The sequence below is a fragment of the Lentibacillus sp. genome (assembly GCF_035301925.1).
In the GTDB taxonomy this organism is placed as follows: Bacteria; Bacillota; Bacilli; order Bacillales; family Amphibacillaceae; genus Lentibacillus.
Genome location: NZ_DATGTI010000195.1, coordinates 1 through 16,688, shown reverse-complemented (window position 1 = coordinate 16,688; position 16,688 = coordinate 1). Strand labels below are relative to the sequence as shown.

Genomic DNA, 16,688 nt, shown 5'->3' with positions numbered 1-16,688 from the left:
CAATCAGCTGGGTGATAACCGTTATCCTGAAACGGTCAGATGCCTGCTGCTGGGCGGCGGTCCTGCACCGGAATCATTGCTTGAAGAGGCAAAAGCCCGTCAAATGCCCGTTTTTCAGTCATACGGCATGACGGAAACATCTTCGCAAATCGTGACCCTCAGCCCTGTTAAAGCACTGGAAAAAATCGGCTCATCCGGGAAACCTCTATTTCCGGCTCAATTGAAAATAAATGCTCCGGACGGCCAAGTTGGAGAAATTTATGTTAAAGGCCCTATGGTTACTAAAGGGTATTTCAATAATGAACAGGCTACTAATAAAGCTCTCATTGATGGTTGGCTGGCAACCGGAGATTTGGGTTATACTGATAGGGAAGGATTCCTATATGTCGTGGATCGACGGAAAGATCTAATCATTTCCGGTGGTGAAAATATTTACCCGACGGAAGTTGAAAATGTGCTGTCTTCCATGGAAGGTGTTCAGGAGGTTGGCGTTGTTGGTAAAGCGGATGATAAGTGGGGCCAGGTACCGGTTGCGTTTGCAGTTACCGAACATCCAAATGTTTCAACTGATGATATTCTGGCTTTTGCCAAAAAACATCTTGCTGGCTATAAAGTCCCTAAAGACATTTATTTCCTGGATAGATTACCGCGCAACGCCTCAAACAAGCTTGTACGCAGCAAATTACAGGATTTCCTTAGTTGATAATGATTTTCAAAGTCATTGACTTAAAGCCAAAAACCAAATAAACTGAAGTTAGAACATAAAAAATTATTATGTACGTAGTGGTACGGTATGTGTTCAGTTGAGGAAAGATTATGTACGACATAGGGAGAGATTCCGATGCAAACGTTATCAGCAAAGGATTTGACACTCGGATATGGTGATGACATCATAATCGATGATTTAAACATAACGATTCCCAAAGGTGAAATCACGGTCTTTATCGGGAGTAATGGCTGCGGGAAATCCACGCTGCTTCGTTCGTTGGCACGATTGCTGAAACCTAAAGGCGGCGGTGTTGTGCTTGATGGAGAAAACATTGCGAAGATGGGCACAAAAGAAGTGGCAAAAAAGCTTTCCATTTTACCGCAAAGCCCGGGAATGCCTGATGGGTTAAGTGTTATGGAACTGGTTAAACAGGGGAGGCATCCTTATCGCCGTTTGTTGAAACAATGGTCAAAGGAAGATGAGAATGCAGTCCAAAATGCACTTGAAGCAACGAACATGCTGGAATTCAAAGATCGTCCTGTTGATTCACTATCAGGAGGACAGCGCCAGCGCGCATGGATTGCCATGACCCTGGCACAGGAAACGGACACCATTCTGCTTGATGAACCGACGACTTACCTGGATATGACACATCAGATCGATGTCCTTGACCTTTTGTTCGGTTTGAATGAAAAGGATGGACGTACGGTTGTCATGGTGCTGCACGATTTAAATCTTGCCTGCCGGTACGCTCATCATATCGTTGCCATCAAGGATAAAGATGTTTTTGCCCAGGGGAAACCTGAGGAGATTGTCACGTGCAATCTGGTACATGAAGTATTCCAAATGAAATGTGATGTCACTTTCGATCCGATGTTTGGAACACCAATGTGTATCCCACACGGAAGAGGACGCTGCATATTAGCCGATAAATCAGGTATTCAACAGCCCGCGGCAACTGAATCATGTGAATGAATCCCATTGGTCTGAACAGACTGATGGGAATTTTTGTCTACAAAACTCAGCTGAATGACGTTTCATCATAATATCGCCTGTTTGGGGTACGTTATGAATGGGAGGTGCTGGATTATGAAAAACAAATATTATATTAATTTGGGTAGTCAGGAAATTTCGCGAATCAAATATGACAATAATGATGCATATATTATTTATGCCACTGAAGATGAGGTTCAGACGTTGCGCAGTAAATTGGACGGTATGCACGATTCGGATTTTCGTGCTTTCTTCCGGGCTCACGTGCCAATAATGCCATACCATAACGATAAACCGAATGATGATTATGATGGCGGTATAACGGAAGCATTTCAGATGATTTACGATCTTGGAGATGCAGAAACAAAAAAGCATATTGATGATATAGGCGTGTTAACGGATAACAGGTTGTAGAGGTTTCAGGAATAAGAAATCCGTCTTATTCCTCTTTTTTGGTTTAATGGGGATGGCAAAAGAGTAATAATATACTACAAGCAAGCTTATACATCCTCTGGGGAGGGACATTACATATGATATATAACAGATATATCAAGCATATACGCTATGATAACAGCGAAAGAAACGGCTGCTGAATATGCTTCAGTTTTTTTCGTGAACAATCAAACGATTTATATATACCGTCAACGAAAACACGCCATGGTTTCAAGAAAAAAATGACTATGATATGATAAAAATGGTGATAATACAGCAGTAACTGTTCAGGGGAATAAGCTGGCTTTGACGGAACTTACGAAATGAAATTTGAATTCGTACAGGAAAATGACAATGAAAAAATTATAACTATCAAACATCATTCAATGGAGTGAAGAATGAAAGCAACTGAAAAAATGTATCGATTTACAGACTATTATCAGAATGAAGTAACGTTATCGTTTGATGACCATCCTTTTTCCCGGAGCCCAAAACACGTATGGGTCATTTGCTGCTATAACAATAAATGGCTTTTGACGAAACATAAGGAACGTGGCCTGGAATTTCCGGGTGGCAAGGTTGAAGAAAATGAGACAGCGAAAGAAGCGGCGGTCAGGGAGGTTAAGGAAGAAACCGGCGGAACAGTTGAGTCGATCCGCTACGTGGCCCAATATGTTGTCGACGGTAAAGGTGGTACCATCATTAAAAATGTCTATTTTGCTGAAATCGGGGAACTCGTTAAGCAGGAGACATTTTATGAGACAGAGGGACCTGTTCAGCTAGCCCGTATTCCTGTAAATGTCAGGCAGAATATGCAATACAGTTTTATTATGAAAGATGATGTGCTGAACCATTGCATGGCGTTCATCGGAAAAGAATGCCAAGAGGACAAGTAAGGGAATAACGATAATAGATATATTCCACTAAAAGGTGTTTTAGATGAATAAGCGCTTGATAAACTTAAAAAGATAGCTCAGTTCGAAATTGAACTGGACTATCTTTTTTACAGACAAAATGGTACTTATTTAAAGATACATGTTGTTATGCTTATTTACTTACAACGATGCGTGCGAATTCAAGTTTTGCGATCAATAATGGAACCTTTCAGTAAAATAACGGTTCCCTTTTTTTGGTTGGAGTTTCACAGTCATTCCTTATCTTGTATGTTTAATCAAAAACGTTTCGATGCGTTCGACAATTTTATACATGACGGCTGCAAAAATGGCGATGAGAATCAGGCTTGACATTACGAGCGAGAAGTCGAATACTTGAAAACCATAAACGATCAAATATCCCAGTCCTTCTTTGGAAACGAGGAACTCTCCGACGACGACACCTACCCACGACAGTCCTACATTAACCTTTAAAGTCGAAATCATCGCAGGTATGGTAGCAGGAAAGATAGCTTCCTTAAAAATTTGTCCGCGCGTTGCTTTGAAGCTTTTCAGTACTTTCACATAGTTTGGGTCGACTTCTCTGAAGGCGGAGTAGACCACTAATGTTGTTATGACAACTGATATGATGGCACCCATTGTAATAATCGATAAATAGCCGGGGCCCATGGCAACGATGATGATCGGGCCCAATGCCACTTTGGGCATGGCATTCATGACTACCAGATAGGGATCCATAATGTTCGAGAACCGCTCGGATGACCATAAGACCGTTGCCATGATGATGCCGAGAATAGTTCCGATCAAAAACCCTAAAACCGTTTCAAACAGTGTCACTTGAAGATGAGTGACCATTGATCCATCTGCAAACTTTTCCACCAGGACACCGTAAATTTCAGAGGGTGAACTGAAAATCAATGGATCAATCCAATACATACCGCTGGCCAATTCCCAAATTCCGAAAAACGAAATCAATATAAGAATCTGCCAGCTGAGAACAAACTTTTTCTCGCGCTTTAAGTTTTGCTGGTAGTTTTCAAACAGCTGCTGCTCGGATTCATGTTTCATTTTTGGATTCCACCACCTCGGACTGCAGCACATTTGCTTCATTTTTATTTAATTCTTCCCAAATTTTATCAAACAAAATTTGATATTTTGGGTGTCTCCGGACTAACAACGGTTTTTCATTGCGGAGTTCCAGAGGTACTTCAAACGTTTTGGCAATCGTACCCGGATTGGCATCCATCAACATAATCCGGTCACTCATGGCAATGGCCTCACCGATGTCGTGTGTAACAAGAATGGATGTTTTATGGTATAACCGGAGAAGGTCCCAGACAAGATCCTCCAGTTTTAATTTGGTTTGATAGTCAAGGGCTGAAAAAGGTTCATCCAAAAGCAGTATTTCTGGATTGGTGATGAGTGTGCGTACGAGTGCAACCCGCTGCCGCATCCCGCCGGAAAGGGAGTCCGGATAGTCTTCGGTAATACCGGACAAACCCACCTGATTCAGTAAATCCAATGCGTTTTCTTTTGTTTCTTTCGTCTGATCATGACTGATTTTTGGTCCGATCAGAACGTTGTCGATGATTGATTTCCATGGGAATAAATAATCCTGCTGGAGCATATATCCGATTTTCGGCTCAGTCTCATGCATTGGCCGGTCATTTACATAAACATCTCCGGCAGTGTGTTCAATAATCCCTGCAATGATGGAAAGTATCGTCGATTTTCCACACCCGCTGGGGCCCAACAGTGCAACAAACTCGCCTTCCTTTATGGAAAAAGAAATGTTGTCGAGTGCTTTGGTATAATTCTTTTTGGAAAAATAATGATGTGACACACGATCTAAGGTAAGAAATGACATTCGCTCTCCTCCTTAGTTTCCAATGACTTCCTCAGCAATGCTTGTGTTGACAAGCTCATCATACGGCACATCTTCCGGTAATTCACCGGCCTCATCCATAATGTCTTTCAGGTTATGCCATTCTTCGTTCCCCAGAACCGGGTCTGTTGCAAACGATCCCTGACTTTTGTAGCGGTCAATGGAAGATGCCAGCATTTCCAGCTCCGTATCCTCGAAATAAGGCTGAATCACTTCGGCAGTTTCTTTGGCACTGTGTTCCTGTACCCATTGCTGTGCTTTATAGACCGCTTTTGTGAAGCTGCTGATCGTTTCTTTGTTGTCATTCAAAAAGCTTTCTTTCGTCATAAATGTTGTATATGGAACTTGGCCCGATTCCTCACCGAATGAAGCGATGATATGCCCTTTTCCTTCTTTTTCAAAGGTGCTGGCGGTTGGTTCGAATAGTTGAACGTATTCAGCATCACCCGAAGTGAAAGCCCCTGGTATATTTGCAAAATCAACATTCTGAATGAGATTTAAATCTGAATGCGGGTCAATATCATGATTTTTCAGTACATACTCACCGACCATTTGCGGCATCCCGCCTATACGCTGTCCCATGAATGTGCTGTCGTTGAGGTCTTCCCACTCAAAATCGGGTTTAGGTTCTTTTGACACGAGAAATGTACCGTCCGTCTGGGTTAATTGTGCAAAATTAATCGCTTTGTCCTTTGAGCCTTGTGCATGGACGTAAATGGACGTTTCCGAACCGACAAGGGCAATGTCCGCACCGTCCGACAGCAGTGCAGTCATGGTTTTGTCTCCGCCCCACGTTGTCTGAAGTTCAATATTGAGACCCTCTTCTTCAAAAAAACCTTTTTCAATTGCAACATACTGCGGCGCATAAAAGATGGAGCGTGTTACTTCAGCCAGTTTAATGTTGGTCATTTCATTGCCGGAGCCACAAGCTGACATGATAAGCAATAGACTTGATAATAAAGCAACGCAGAAACGCTTTTTCATAGTATTCGTTCCTTTCCCATCATAATGGTGTTATGTCAACATAGTCTATGCGCCCAGAAAAATTTGTGTGAATGCCTATGAAAGATGTCAGATGCAAGAGGTTAGAGTGGAGGAATCGGTGAGTGGCCTATTTTGGTAATGAAAACGTGCTCCAAAATTTATTTCGTTTTATTAAAAAAAACCGGCCCCCAATGGTGAGACCGGCTGTCAGCATTCGGCTGCTGATATTTTCCTTCATATGTTAAATCCTTTTGGGATGAGGAAACAAATTTTTAAAGTGTATAAAATTAGCCTTTGTAAATAGGACCGGCGTTACGAATTTCATCACTCGCCTGTGTGAATTTGCTGAAGTTGTCATGGAATTTCATTGCTAATGCTTGTGCTTCAGCTTCGTACGCTACTTCATCGTCCCAGGCATTTCTTGGCACCAGCACTTCATCTGGAACGCCTGGAACATGCAGCGGGATATCCAAACCAAAAATACTGTCCTTAACCGTTTCGATATTATTCAGTTCACCCTCCAGTGCGGCGTGAACCATTGCACGTGTATAGGAAAGCTTCATGCGATGTCCGACACCATATGATCCGCCGGTCCAGCCGGTATTCACCAGAAAGACATTTGAATTGTATTGGTCAATTTTTTCACCGAGCATTTCAGCGTATACTGATGGCGCCAACGGCAGAAATGGTGAGCCGAAACAAGCGGAAAAAGTCGCCTGAGGCTGTGTTACACCGCGTTCTGTGCCTGCCAGTTTGCTCGTATAGCCGCTCAGAAAATGATACATAGCTTGTTCTTTTGTCAGCTTGCTGATTGGCGGCAGTGTACCTGATGCATCAGCTGTCAGGAAAATGATTGTGTTCGGATGACCAGCTACACTTGGTGTGATAATGTTATCGATATTTTCCAGCGGGTAAGCTGCCCGTGTATTTTCTGTCAGTGATGTGTCATCATAATCCGGTTCACGTGATGTTTTATCAAGCACAACATTTTCCAGCACAGAGCCAAACCGGATTGCATTGTAAATTTGCGGCTCTTTTTTCGGCGACAGGTTGATGCACTTGGCATAGCAGCCACCTTCGATATTAAAGATGCCGTTTGGACTCCAGCCGTGTTCATCATCACCAATCAGACGACGGTATGGATCAGCTGATAACGTTGTTTTACCAGTTCCGGAAAGTCCGAAGAATAAGGCAACATCACCTTCTTGACCGACGTTTGCCGAACAATGCATTGACAAAATATCGTTTTGCGGCAATAGGTAGTTCATAACTGAAAAAATGGATTTTTTAATTTCCCCGGCATATTCGGTCCCGCCGATTAAAACAATCCGTTTTTTAAATGAAATGAGAATAAATGTTTCGGAATTGGTGCCGTCAATTGCAGGATCCGCTTGATATGTCGGGGCAGATATGACGGTGAACCGGGAATCGTGTACCTTGAATTCCTCGTCCGTCGGTGTAATGAACAGCTGACGCGCAAACAGGTTATGCCACGCATATTCATTGATAACATCGATCGGCAGGCGGTGGTTCGGATCGGCACCGGCAAAACCTTTAAAATGGAATAATTCATTTTTATCGCGTAAATAAGCTGTTACTTTTTTTAATAGCTTATCAAAAGATGCTTCATCGATGGAGCGGTTAATGTCACCCCAATCAACAAGATCTTCGGACACATCGTCCTGTACAATGAACTTATCATTCGGTGAGCGGCCTGTGTACTCACCGGTGGTTGCACCCACAGCCCCTGTTGTACTCAGGACACCTTCGTTCCGCTCCAATATTTTCTCGACCAGCTGCGGCACTGCAAGGTTAGTCTGTATATTGTGATGGGTCAGTAAATCTTTCATCAAAATAGTATCCTCTTCCGTCTTCATTTTTGATACCTGCCTTTTTATAGATTCAATCAAACTCAACCTTATGTCCTTAATTCGATTATTAGTATAACACATTCAATAAAATAGTCCACACTATTTTCATAATTAATTATATGAAATTTTCGTGTCAATGTTGTCAAGATTAAGAGTTAGAGTTGACATCACATACCGAATTCGTTTACCATTATGTGCGAGCGGATACTCTCTTATTCAGAGTTGGCGGAGGGACAGACCCGATGAAGCCCGGCAACCATCACTTAAATAGTGAAAAGGTGCTAATCTGTTGCAAGGATCAATCCTTGAACAATAAGAGCGAAAGGCGCATTTCCTTTCCTCAGCATGCAGGGAAGGTTTTTTTGTTTTTAGGTGTTAATTGATGGCGGATGGCGATCATATACTGAAAAAGAGTTCCGTACCATATACTTAAGGGAGGATATGGCCTCATGGCTGTAAAACGGCGTTTGTTCACATCTGAGTCGGTGACAGAAGGCCACCCGGACAAAATTTCTGATCAGATTTCAGATGCGATATTAGATGAGATCTTGGCTCGTGACCCAAATGCTCGAGTTGCCTGTGAAACAATGGTGACAACCGGGATGATCCTGGTATCGGGAGAAATTACGACAACGACTTATGTGGATATTCCGGCGATAGTTCGCAAGACAATTGAGGACATCGGCTATACCCGGGCAAAATACGGTTTTGATGCAGAAACGTGTGCAGTACTCACGGCTATCGATGAGCAGTCACCTGACATTGCCGGCGGAGTTGATACGGCATTGGAGGCGCGTCAGGGTAAAATGAGTGATGAGGAAATTGCTTCGATCGGTGCAGGTGATCAGGGATTGATGTTTGGTTTTGCCTGCAATGAAACGGAGGAACTGATGCCGTTGCCGATCTCGCTGGCACATAAGCTGGCAAAACGTCTGTCAGATGTACGAAATGAAAATATCCTGGATTATTTGCGACCTGATGGGAAAACACAAGTCACCATTGAATATGATGAACATGATATACCAGTCAGAGTGGATACAATTGTTATCTCAGCCCAACATCATCAGGATATAACAACAGCACAAATTGAGAAAGATATGATTGAACATGTCATTCGTCCGGTTGTTCCTGGGAATCTGCTGGATGAGGCGACGAAGTTCATCATTAACCCGACAGGCAGGTTTGTTATTGGTGGCCCACAGGGGGACGCAGGGTTAACAGGCAGAAAGATCATTGTTGACACATATGGCGGTTATGCCCGTCATGGCGGTGGTGCCTTCAGTGGCAAGGATTATACGAAAGTCGACCGTTCGGCAGCATATGCCGCCCGTTATGTTGCTAAAAATATTGTTGCGGCAGATCTGGCAAAAACGTGTGAAGTGCAGCTTGCCTATGCCATTGGTGTAGCAGAGCCGGTATCAATTGCAGTTAATACGTTTGGCACGGGTGTTGTGAGTGAAGAAGAGCTGGTGAAAGCGATACGGAAAGTGTTTGACCTTCGTCCAGCCGGTATTATCCGGATGCTGGATCTGAAAAAGCCCATCTTTAAAAACACCGCTGCATTTGGCCACTTTGGCAGAACAGATATCTTGTTTCCGTGGGAAAAGACAGATAAGTTGGAGGAACTGCAGGCGCTGCTGAAAATTAAATGACAGCGTGTGATGAAGAAAAGATGCGGCTGGTTCCGCATCTTTTCTGCTATAACGGAACGTTGATGATAAACCCAATTATAGATTTTTTCGAATACCAGTTTAGTCAGGTTTACCAAAAAGCGCCTTATAATACTCTCCTTTTTTTATGTAGGATTGATACACCCGCTCCATTTCCTGATAATCTTCTTCTGTCAAATCCCGCACCACTTTAGCGGGCCTTCCGAGCGCCAGCGTATGCGGCGGAACTTTTTTCCCCGGCGGTACAAGACTTCCGGCGCCGATAAAAGCATGTTCGCCGATTTCTGCACCATCGAGAATAATCGAGCCCATACCGATCAGAGCATGTTCCCGGATTGTACATGCGTGCAGTGTGACCTGATGGCCGACTGTTACAAAATCCTCTATCGTTACCGGCATATCCGGACTTTGATGAACGAGGGATAAATCCTGAATACTGACGCCTTTTCCGATTTTTGTCGGCGCCACATCTCCACGGATGACAGTTTTAAACCAGATGCTTGATCGTTCATCAATTGTGACATCGCCAATAACATTTGCATCATGTGCAACAAAAACAGATTGGTGAATGTTGGGCTGGTAATTTTTATATGACTGAATCATTTGAATCCCCCTCTAAAATATGGTGATATATGTAGTATAGCAAATTTTCTAAATGAACCGAATGATCGGAGGAATGGGTTTGGCATATAGCATCCCCAAAACACCATTTACATTAATGACAGCCGTTTATCGCCGAATTTTCCCGGCAGTGAATTCAGAGCTCACCTTTTGGGAAAAACGGGCCGGCGACATACCTGATGAAGAATTGCGCAAGCAGGCACTAGCCAGTATAGAGTCAAAGCGGTTTCATTGTCTGGGCGGGGCTGTGTATGCATTGCTTGCCGGCTACAGGTGGCGGGAGGCAATCCGTTTCATTGTCGCGTATCAGACGATCAGTGACTATTTGGACAACCTGTGTGACCGGAGCACTTCACTGGACCCGGATGATTTTCGTCAGCTTCATGAAGCAATGGCTGACGCTCTGAGCAAGGGAAACCCTATTCAGCATTATTATGCACTGCGGACAGAGCAACGGGATGGGGAATATTTAGCCGACTTGGTACGGACGTGCCAAAAAACGATGAGACGTTTGGATACGTATGATATTATAAGGGGTCATTTGCTGGAACTGGAGCAGTTGTATAGTGATCTACAGGTACATAAACATGTTGAACTGGACGAACGTGTTCCGAGACTTGTCAGCTGGTTCCGGGAAAAAACGAATGATTTACCGCTGTACTGGTATGAATACGCTGCAGCTGCGGGATCGACACTGGGGATTTTTTGTCTTGTCTCATATGCATTGGGTGGGAAGATGACAGCAGCGTTAGCAGATGATATTACTGAAAGCTACTTTCCGTTTATGCAAGGTCTGCATATATTGCTCGATTATTATATTGATCAGGAGGAAGACAGACATGAAGGTGATTTGAACTTTTGTCATTATTACGATAATCAGGAACGCATGAAAAAACGGCTTATTTATTTTATTGAGCAGGCCCATATCCATGTACAAAATCTGCCGGACCGCCACTTTCATGAGATGGTGCATCATGGGCTCGTCGGACTGTATCTGGGGGACCCGAAAGTGAAGAAACTTGAAGACGGGCTGGAAGTAACCGGCGATTTATTGCGGATAAGCGGTTACAAAGCACGCTTTTTTCATTGGAACACAAAGCTTTACCACCGAATGACAAAAACCCGAACCTGAGTCCGGGTTTGGGTATACTAATTCCTTTTTTGGATGGCGAGTATAAATGGCGGGTCATTTTTTTGATTGATGAATCCGTAGTAGAGAACCTGGTAAAGTTTTTGATCCAAGAGCCGAACGTAGCGCATAAGCTGTTCCCGTTCCAGATCGCCGCCTTTGTGCCCGTGGTACACAACAAGAACGACAATGCCATTTTGCTTCAAGTGTGACAAGATACCTTCAACTGCCAGTATGGTTGTCTCGCTTCGGGTGATGACTGTCTTGTCGCTCCCTGGGAGGTAGCCAAGATTAAAAATTGCACCGCCAAGTCTTGTCAGTTTATCAACCGGTATGTGGTGCACAAAATTACTGTGGCTATCCTTTATAATCGTTGTGTTTTTCAAGCCGTTCCGGGCAAGACGGTATCTCGTATTGGCAATTGCCTGATCCTGAATATCAAACCCGAACACATGCCCATCCTTGCCGACAAGCCGGCTGAGGAACACAGTATCGTGACCATTGCCGCATGTCGCATCAATGACCGTATCACCCTTATTGACGGCCTCTTCCATTAAATAATGTGAGTAGTTTATGATTCCTTTTATCATCGTTGTCAGTACTCCTTTTAACTGCCAAGTTCCCCCGCTGAATAATTTTCGCATTTGTTTTTATCCAGTTTAGCACGAAAAACAAGTCATTGGAAAGAGTGGGCTCTGACATATCTTGACAAAACCCTTGACTTTGTATAAACTGCAACATATATAAGTATAAACGACTATGAGAAGGAATAGTAACTAACTCATCCAGGTCAAGCGAGGCAGTGGCTGGTGAAAACTGCCCCTGAGAGTTTGTGAACTCACCTTTAAGTTGTAAGGACGAATGCAGTAGTCTTTGCCGTCAAATCCGCGTTAAGGAAACGAGCGAACGCATGCGGCGCGTTAATTTGGGTGGTACCGCGGGAGATAAACTTCTCGTCCCTTCTTATGGGATGAGGAGTTTTTTTATAGAGGATGTTCAAAAAGTCCGGTAATAATGACGAATAGAGGACCTTCTGCTAAAACCGCCCACGTCAATCGCGAACGCAGAAGTCACCACAAACAAGAGAAGCCCGCTCCTTGGAAAAGAAAACCGCTTTTCCTGCGGGCGATGCGGATTCGGTGAAGCATTCCTTGTGCTCGAAACGACGCCGCCTCGAACGTTGACGCGATTGATGTGCTAGTGAAGGCAGTTGCGACAGGATGCCTGAGAACTTAGCTTGTCGGTCCTTGTTATCCCCCTTTTGAACATGCACTATGATTTTGAACATGCACACTATGATAATCATGTTGAAATCAACAGGTTTTGTTAAAAATGAATAACAGGAGGAAGGAACATGAGTTTCAATCATCGGGAAATCGAAAAAAAATGGCAGGATTATTGGGCTGAACATAAAACGTTTAAAACCAATACATTTTCAGATAAGGAAAAAATTTATGCACTTGATATGTTCCCATATCCTTCGGGTGCCGGTCTGCATGTTGGTCATCCTGAGGGCTATACAGCGACAGATATTTATTCGCGTATGAAACGGATGCAAGGATATGAAGTACTGCATCCGATGGGCTGGGATGCATTTGGCCTGCCGGCGGAGCAATATGCGATTGATACCGGCAACAGTCCGGCTGAATTTACCGAACATAATATTGCCACATTCAAACGGCAAATTAAGGAATTAGGGTTTTCCTACGACTGGGATCGTGAAATCAATACAACCGATCCGAACTATTATAAATGGACGCAATGGATTTTCACGAAACTTTACGAAAAAGGACTCGCTTACATGGATGAAGTTCCGGTTAATTGGTGCCCGGCACTTGGAACTGTTTTGGCGAATGAGGAAGTAATTGACGGAAAAAGTGAGCGGGGCGGTCATCCGGTTGTCCGAAAGCCGATGAAACAATGGATTCTGAAAATTACCGATTACGCTGATCGTCTTTTGGAAGATTTGGATGAACTGGATTGGCCGGAAAGCATTAAAGACATGCAGCGTAATTGGATCGGACGTTCTGAAGGTGCTGAAATCACGTTTGATATTGATGGCCACGGTGAACAATTTACGGCATTCACCACACGTCCGGACACATTGTTTGGTGCCACATATGCCGTATTTGCACCAGAGCATCCGCTGGTGGACAAAATTACGACAGCTGAACAGCGTAATACCGTCCAAGCATATTTAAAAGAAATCGAAACAAAATCAGAGCTGGAACGCACTGATTTGGCAAAGGAGAAAACTGGTGCATTTACCGGTGCATACGCCATTAACCCGGCCAATAACGAAAAAATGCCGATATGGATAGCGGATTATGTTCTGATGGGCTATGGCAGCGGTGCTATCATGGCTGTTCCTGCCCATGATGAGCGTGACTATGAATTTGCGGAAAAATTTGAGCTGCCAATCAAGGAAGTCGTTGCCGGTGGGGATATTTCAAAGGAAGCATATGTCGATGACGGCGAGCACGTTAATTCCGCTTTTCTGAATGGCCTGATGACCGATGAAGCGATTGCCAAAATGATCGAATGGCTTGAGGAGAATGGAAAAGGAACCAGAAAAGTGACCTATCGTCTTCGTGATTGGCTCTTCTCCAGACAGCGCTATTGGGGAGAGCCTATTCCGATTATCCATTGGGAAGATGGATCAATGAGCGCCGTACCGGAAGAGGATCTGCCGCTTGAACTGCCGGAAATGGATGAAATAAAGCCGTCCGGAACAGGTGAATCACCACTTGCCAACAGTGACTGGGTCAATGTCGTTGATCCGGAAACCGGTATGAAAGGAAGGCGTGAGACGAACACCATGCCGCAATGGGCCGGCAGCTGCTGGTACTTCTTAAGGTTTATTGATCCGAACAATCCGGAGCAGCTGGCTGATCCGGAAGCGCTAAAAGAATGGCTGCCGATTGATATCTATATCGGCGGTGCCGAGCATGCGGTGCTCCATTTGCTGTATGCGCGTTTCTGGCACAAGTTTCTATATGACATTGGTGTTGTTCCGACAAAGGAACCGTTCCAGAAATTGTTCAACCAGGGTATGATTCTTGGAGAAGGCAATGAAAAAATGAGTAAATCCAAAGGGAATGTCATTAACCCTGATGACATTGTCACATCACATGGTGCCGATACATTGCGTCTTTATGAAATGTTTATGGGACCACTGGATGCAGCAGTTACCTGGTCGACTAATGGACTTGACGGATCTCGCCGCTTTCTTGACCGTGTATGGCGTTTAATCGTTGATGAGAACAGGAAAGTGTCTGACAAGATTGTAACTAACAGTGATGAAACGTCGATGGATAAGGTTTACCATGAAACCGTGAAAAAAGTGACCGAAGACTTTGAACAACTTCACTTTAATACAGGTATTTCGCAGCTGATGGTGTTCATCAATGAGAGCTATAAAGCTGATGAAATTCCAAAAGCGTACATTGAGGGATTTGTCAAAATGCTTTCCCCGGTTGCACCGCATATAGCTGAAGAACTGTGGGAGCTTCTGGGTCATGAAGATACCATCACGTATGAAAAATGGCCCGAATACGATGAGTCCAAACTGACGAAAGATGAAGTTGAAATCGTGGTCCAAATCATGGGGAAAGTCCGTGCCAAAATAAATGTGGCAAAAGATATTTCAAAAGAAGAACTTGAAAAACAAGCACTGGCAAATGAACGTATTCAGGAACTGATTGAAGGGAAAACGGTTCGCAAAGTGATTGTGGTTCCAGGCAAATTGGTGAATATCGTGGCAAACTAAATGTTAAAAAAGATCTCTCCGCAGACACGGCAGAGATCCTTTTGTCCCGCATGTAACGGACAGTAACCCGCCCAAGAACGGCGGCTAACTGTCCCTAAATGTCCGATTCTGCTCGGGCCTGCAGGACGCAGGTCACATAGAAGTTGCGATTGACGTGGCGCTTTTAGCATTTGTTCCCCTTCAGCAGAGGAAAAGCGCCACCACTGAATGAAGTTTCGCTTTATTCATTCTGACGGTACCCATTCTGTTTTTAGGATAATCCATTGGTCTTTCTCGTAATACCATAATGTCTCCACAGTACCCAGCTGATCTGCCTGATAGGCACCGCTTATCTTCTGGTAGCTTTTCATGCCATAGCCTTTTCGTTCACTGACCTTAACAGGTTCAAAATATGCGATTGGGGCAATCATCGGCGGTGTTTCATCAAGCAGATCTCCATCTTCATTGTAGATGCCTAATGACACATATTCTGATGAACGATCCTTAACATCGACGATATCCGGCTCCTGTTCATGGTTAATTTGTATCTCAACTTTAAAATTGTTCTTGAATTCAGCTTTTAAAAATTCTTGCTTCGGAAGTGCTATTTCTTCCAGCTTCTTATTTTTTAATGTATGTAAATGATAATGATATAAACCACCGCTATCGCCTGCTGCACTTTGGTAAAAGATATCTTTTACGCCGTCGTGATTCAGGTCATAAAAATGTATTTGAGGTTCATAACCCCCTTCAAATGGAATTTTCCACTCCTGATCATCTTGATTCGAAATAGCTGCCCAAATTTCGGCATAATATTCTGAGTCAGGTGCAATTAATTTACCCTTCAATTCAATCGTTTCTATATCGGAATCTCCTGTTATGTTCTCATGATATTTTGCAAGCTGTTTTTCAGGTGGTTCACTGTTTTCCTCAGCAGCGGTGGCTGAGGGTATTAATAGTATAAACAGGGCAACCAAGATTAAATAGCGCATATGATATTCCCCCTCAAATCTACGGTTGTTCTATTTTGTGTCAGAAAGTTGGACACTATTCATTCCAGACGTTATGATGATAGCAGATTCGATAAAATAGTAATCAAGGAGGAAAAATATGGTCAATAAAATAACACCTGATGACGTAAAAAAACTGATGACGGAAGATGATACGGTTATAGTGGACGTTCGTGAGGATGAAGAAGTAGCTCAAGGGATGATCGAAGGTGCCAAGCATATTCCACTTGATAAAATTCCGCATTCTGTCAATGAATTGGATAAAAACAATCATTACGTTTTTGTGTGCCGTTCCGGTAGTCGGAGTATGACTGCAGCATCCTTTATGGATGAACACGGCTTTAAAGTTTCCAGTATGGAAGGCGGCATGAAAAACTGGGATGGAGAAGTGATTGTATAGTGTCCAATCCATGGAATGATTTACCTTCACTGAATTTGTTTTTTTATTCGGATTTACCGTTGACTTTTATGATTTGGGGTAGTATTATAAATCGTGCTGTTGAAAATCAGCACTAAATCATCATCTTTGATTGAAGGAAAAAGTTATTGACAACATTTGATGACGATGATATAATATTTATGTCGTTGGAAGAGATGATGATTTTTGCTCCTTGAAAACTGAACAAAACAACCAGTATGCAAGAGATGTCAGTGGTAAGAGGCCGAAAGTCGGAACGTTGATTTCGACGGCAGGCCAATGAAACCCTGGAATCAATTTTTAAAGCAAGCCATGAATGAGATTG

The 16,688-nt window shown here is 43.5% G+C and carries 15 protein-coding genes, 1 riboswitch and 1 other annotated feature; of the genes, 8 read left to right on the top strand and 7 right to left on the bottom strand.

Annotated elements, in window-relative coordinates; genetic code table 11:
• From VK080_RS15670 to ytkD, 4 genes are all read left to right on the top strand, one after another.
• Positions 1-703 (top strand): AMP-binding enzyme (locus VK080_RS15670; protein WP_324225709.1); only part of this gene is annotated, 703 nt, incomplete at its 5' end.
• Positions 704-841: 138 nt separating this feature from the next.
• Positions 842-1,684 (top strand): ABC transporter ATP-binding protein, encoded by an 843-nt coding sequence (locus VK080_RS15665; RefSeq protein ID WP_324225708.1) that lies wholly within the window; start codon positions 842-844, stop codon positions 1,682-1,684.
• A 114-nt stretch (positions 1,685-1,798) separates the two neighbouring features.
• Positions 1,799-2,116: a hydrolase gene (locus VK080_RS15660; RefSeq protein ID WP_324225707.1), complete on the top strand. Its 318-nt coding sequence runs from the start codon at positions 1,799-1,801 to the stop codon at positions 2,114-2,116.
• Between the two features lie 434 nt (positions 2,117-2,550).
• Positions 2,551-3,030 carry an RNA deprotection pyrophosphohydrolase gene (ytkD, locus tag VK080_RS15655; protein ID WP_324225710.1) on the top strand — a complete coding sequence of 160 codons (480 nt, stop codon included), beginning with the start codon at positions 2,551-2,553 and terminating at the stop codon, positions 3,028-3,030.
• Positions 3,031-3,288: 258 nt separating this feature from the next.
• Here ytkD and VK080_RS15650 read toward each other — a convergent pair whose 3' ends face one another.
• The 4 genes from VK080_RS15650 to pckA form a co-directional block, all read right to left on the bottom strand.
• Positions 3,289-4,095 carry an ABC transporter permease gene (locus tag VK080_RS15650; protein WP_324225706.1) on the bottom strand — a complete coding sequence of 269 codons (807 nt, stop codon included), beginning with the start codon at positions 4,093-4,095 and terminating at the stop codon, positions 3,289-3,291.
• Positions 4,085-4,894, bottom strand: a complete 810-nt coding sequence (locus tag VK080_RS15645; RefSeq protein ID WP_324225705.1) for an ABC transporter ATP-binding protein — start codon at positions 4,892-4,894, stop codon at positions 4,085-4,087. Before VK080_RS15645 ends, VK080_RS15650 begins: the two co-directional genes overlap by 11 nt.
• 12 nt (positions 4,895-4,906) lie before the next feature.
• A complete protein-coding gene (locus VK080_RS15640) occupies positions 4,907-5,896 on the bottom strand; it encodes an ABC transporter substrate-binding protein (protein ID WP_324225704.1) in 990 nt (329 codons plus the stop codon).
• Positions 5,897-6,183: 287 nt separating this feature from the next.
• Positions 6,184-7,773: a phosphoenolpyruvate carboxykinase (ATP) gene (pckA, locus tag VK080_RS15635; protein ID WP_324225703.1), complete on the bottom strand. Its 1,590-nt coding sequence runs from the start codon at positions 7,771-7,773 to the stop codon at positions 6,184-6,186.
• A gap of 203 nt (positions 7,774-7,976) precedes the next feature.
• Positions 7,977-8,086, top strand: a riboswitch (SAM riboswitch).
• 130 nt (positions 8,087-8,216) lie between these two features.
• Here pckA and metK point away from each other — a divergent pair.
• The gene (metK, locus tag VK080_RS15630) at positions 8,217-9,419 is read left to right on the top strand and encodes a methionine adenosyltransferase (RefSeq protein ID WP_324225702.1); all 1,203 of its coding nucleotides are present in this window, start codon (positions 8,217-8,219) and stop codon (positions 9,417-9,419) included.
• Between the two features lie 99 nt (positions 9,420-9,518).
• On the opposite strand, the gene VK080_RS15625 is transcribed toward metK, so the two are convergent.
• The gene (locus tag VK080_RS15625; RefSeq protein WP_324225701.1) at positions 9,519-10,040 is read right to left on the bottom strand and encodes a gamma carbonic anhydrase family protein; all 522 of its coding nucleotides are present in this window, start codon (positions 10,038-10,040) and stop codon (positions 9,519-9,521) included.
• 79 nt (positions 10,041-10,119) lie between these two features.
• Between VK080_RS15625 and VK080_RS15620 the strand changes: the two genes are divergently transcribed.
• Entirely contained in the window at positions 10,120-11,190 is a 1,071-nt protein-coding gene (locus tag VK080_RS15620; RefSeq protein WP_324225700.1) for a tetraprenyl-beta-curcumene synthase family protein, read from the top strand.
• Positions 11,191-11,207: 17 nt separating this feature from the next.
• On the opposite strand, the gene VK080_RS15615 is transcribed toward VK080_RS15620, so the two are convergent.
• Positions 11,208-11,777 carry a class I SAM-dependent methyltransferase gene (locus tag VK080_RS15615; protein ID WP_324225699.1) on the bottom strand — a complete coding sequence of 190 codons (570 nt, stop codon included), beginning with the start codon at positions 11,775-11,777 and terminating at the stop codon, positions 11,208-11,210.
• 160 nt (positions 11,778-11,937) lie between these two features.
• Positions 11,938-12,151, top strand: a binding site (T-box leader).
• Between the two features lie 390 nt (positions 12,152-12,541).
• On the opposite strand from VK080_RS15615, the gene leuS reads away from it, so the two are divergent.
• Positions 12,542-14,956 (top strand): leucine--tRNA ligase, encoded by a 2,415-nt coding sequence (leuS, locus tag VK080_RS15610; protein ID WP_324225698.1) that lies wholly within the window; start codon positions 12,542-12,544, stop codon positions 14,954-14,956.
• Between the two features lie 224 nt (positions 14,957-15,180).
• Here the strand turns inward: leuS and VK080_RS15605 are convergent, their stop codons facing one another.
• A complete protein-coding gene (locus VK080_RS15605; protein WP_324225697.1) occupies positions 15,181-15,927 on the bottom strand; it encodes a hypothetical protein in 747 nt (248 codons plus the stop codon).
• 118 nt (positions 15,928-16,045) lie between these two features.
• Here VK080_RS15605 and VK080_RS15600 point away from each other — a divergent pair, with 118 nt between their 5' ends.
• Entirely contained in the window at positions 16,046-16,345 is a 300-nt protein-coding gene (locus tag VK080_RS15600) for a rhodanese-like domain-containing protein (RefSeq protein WP_324225696.1), read from the top strand.
• Positions 16,346-16,688 lie beyond the last annotated feature (343 nt).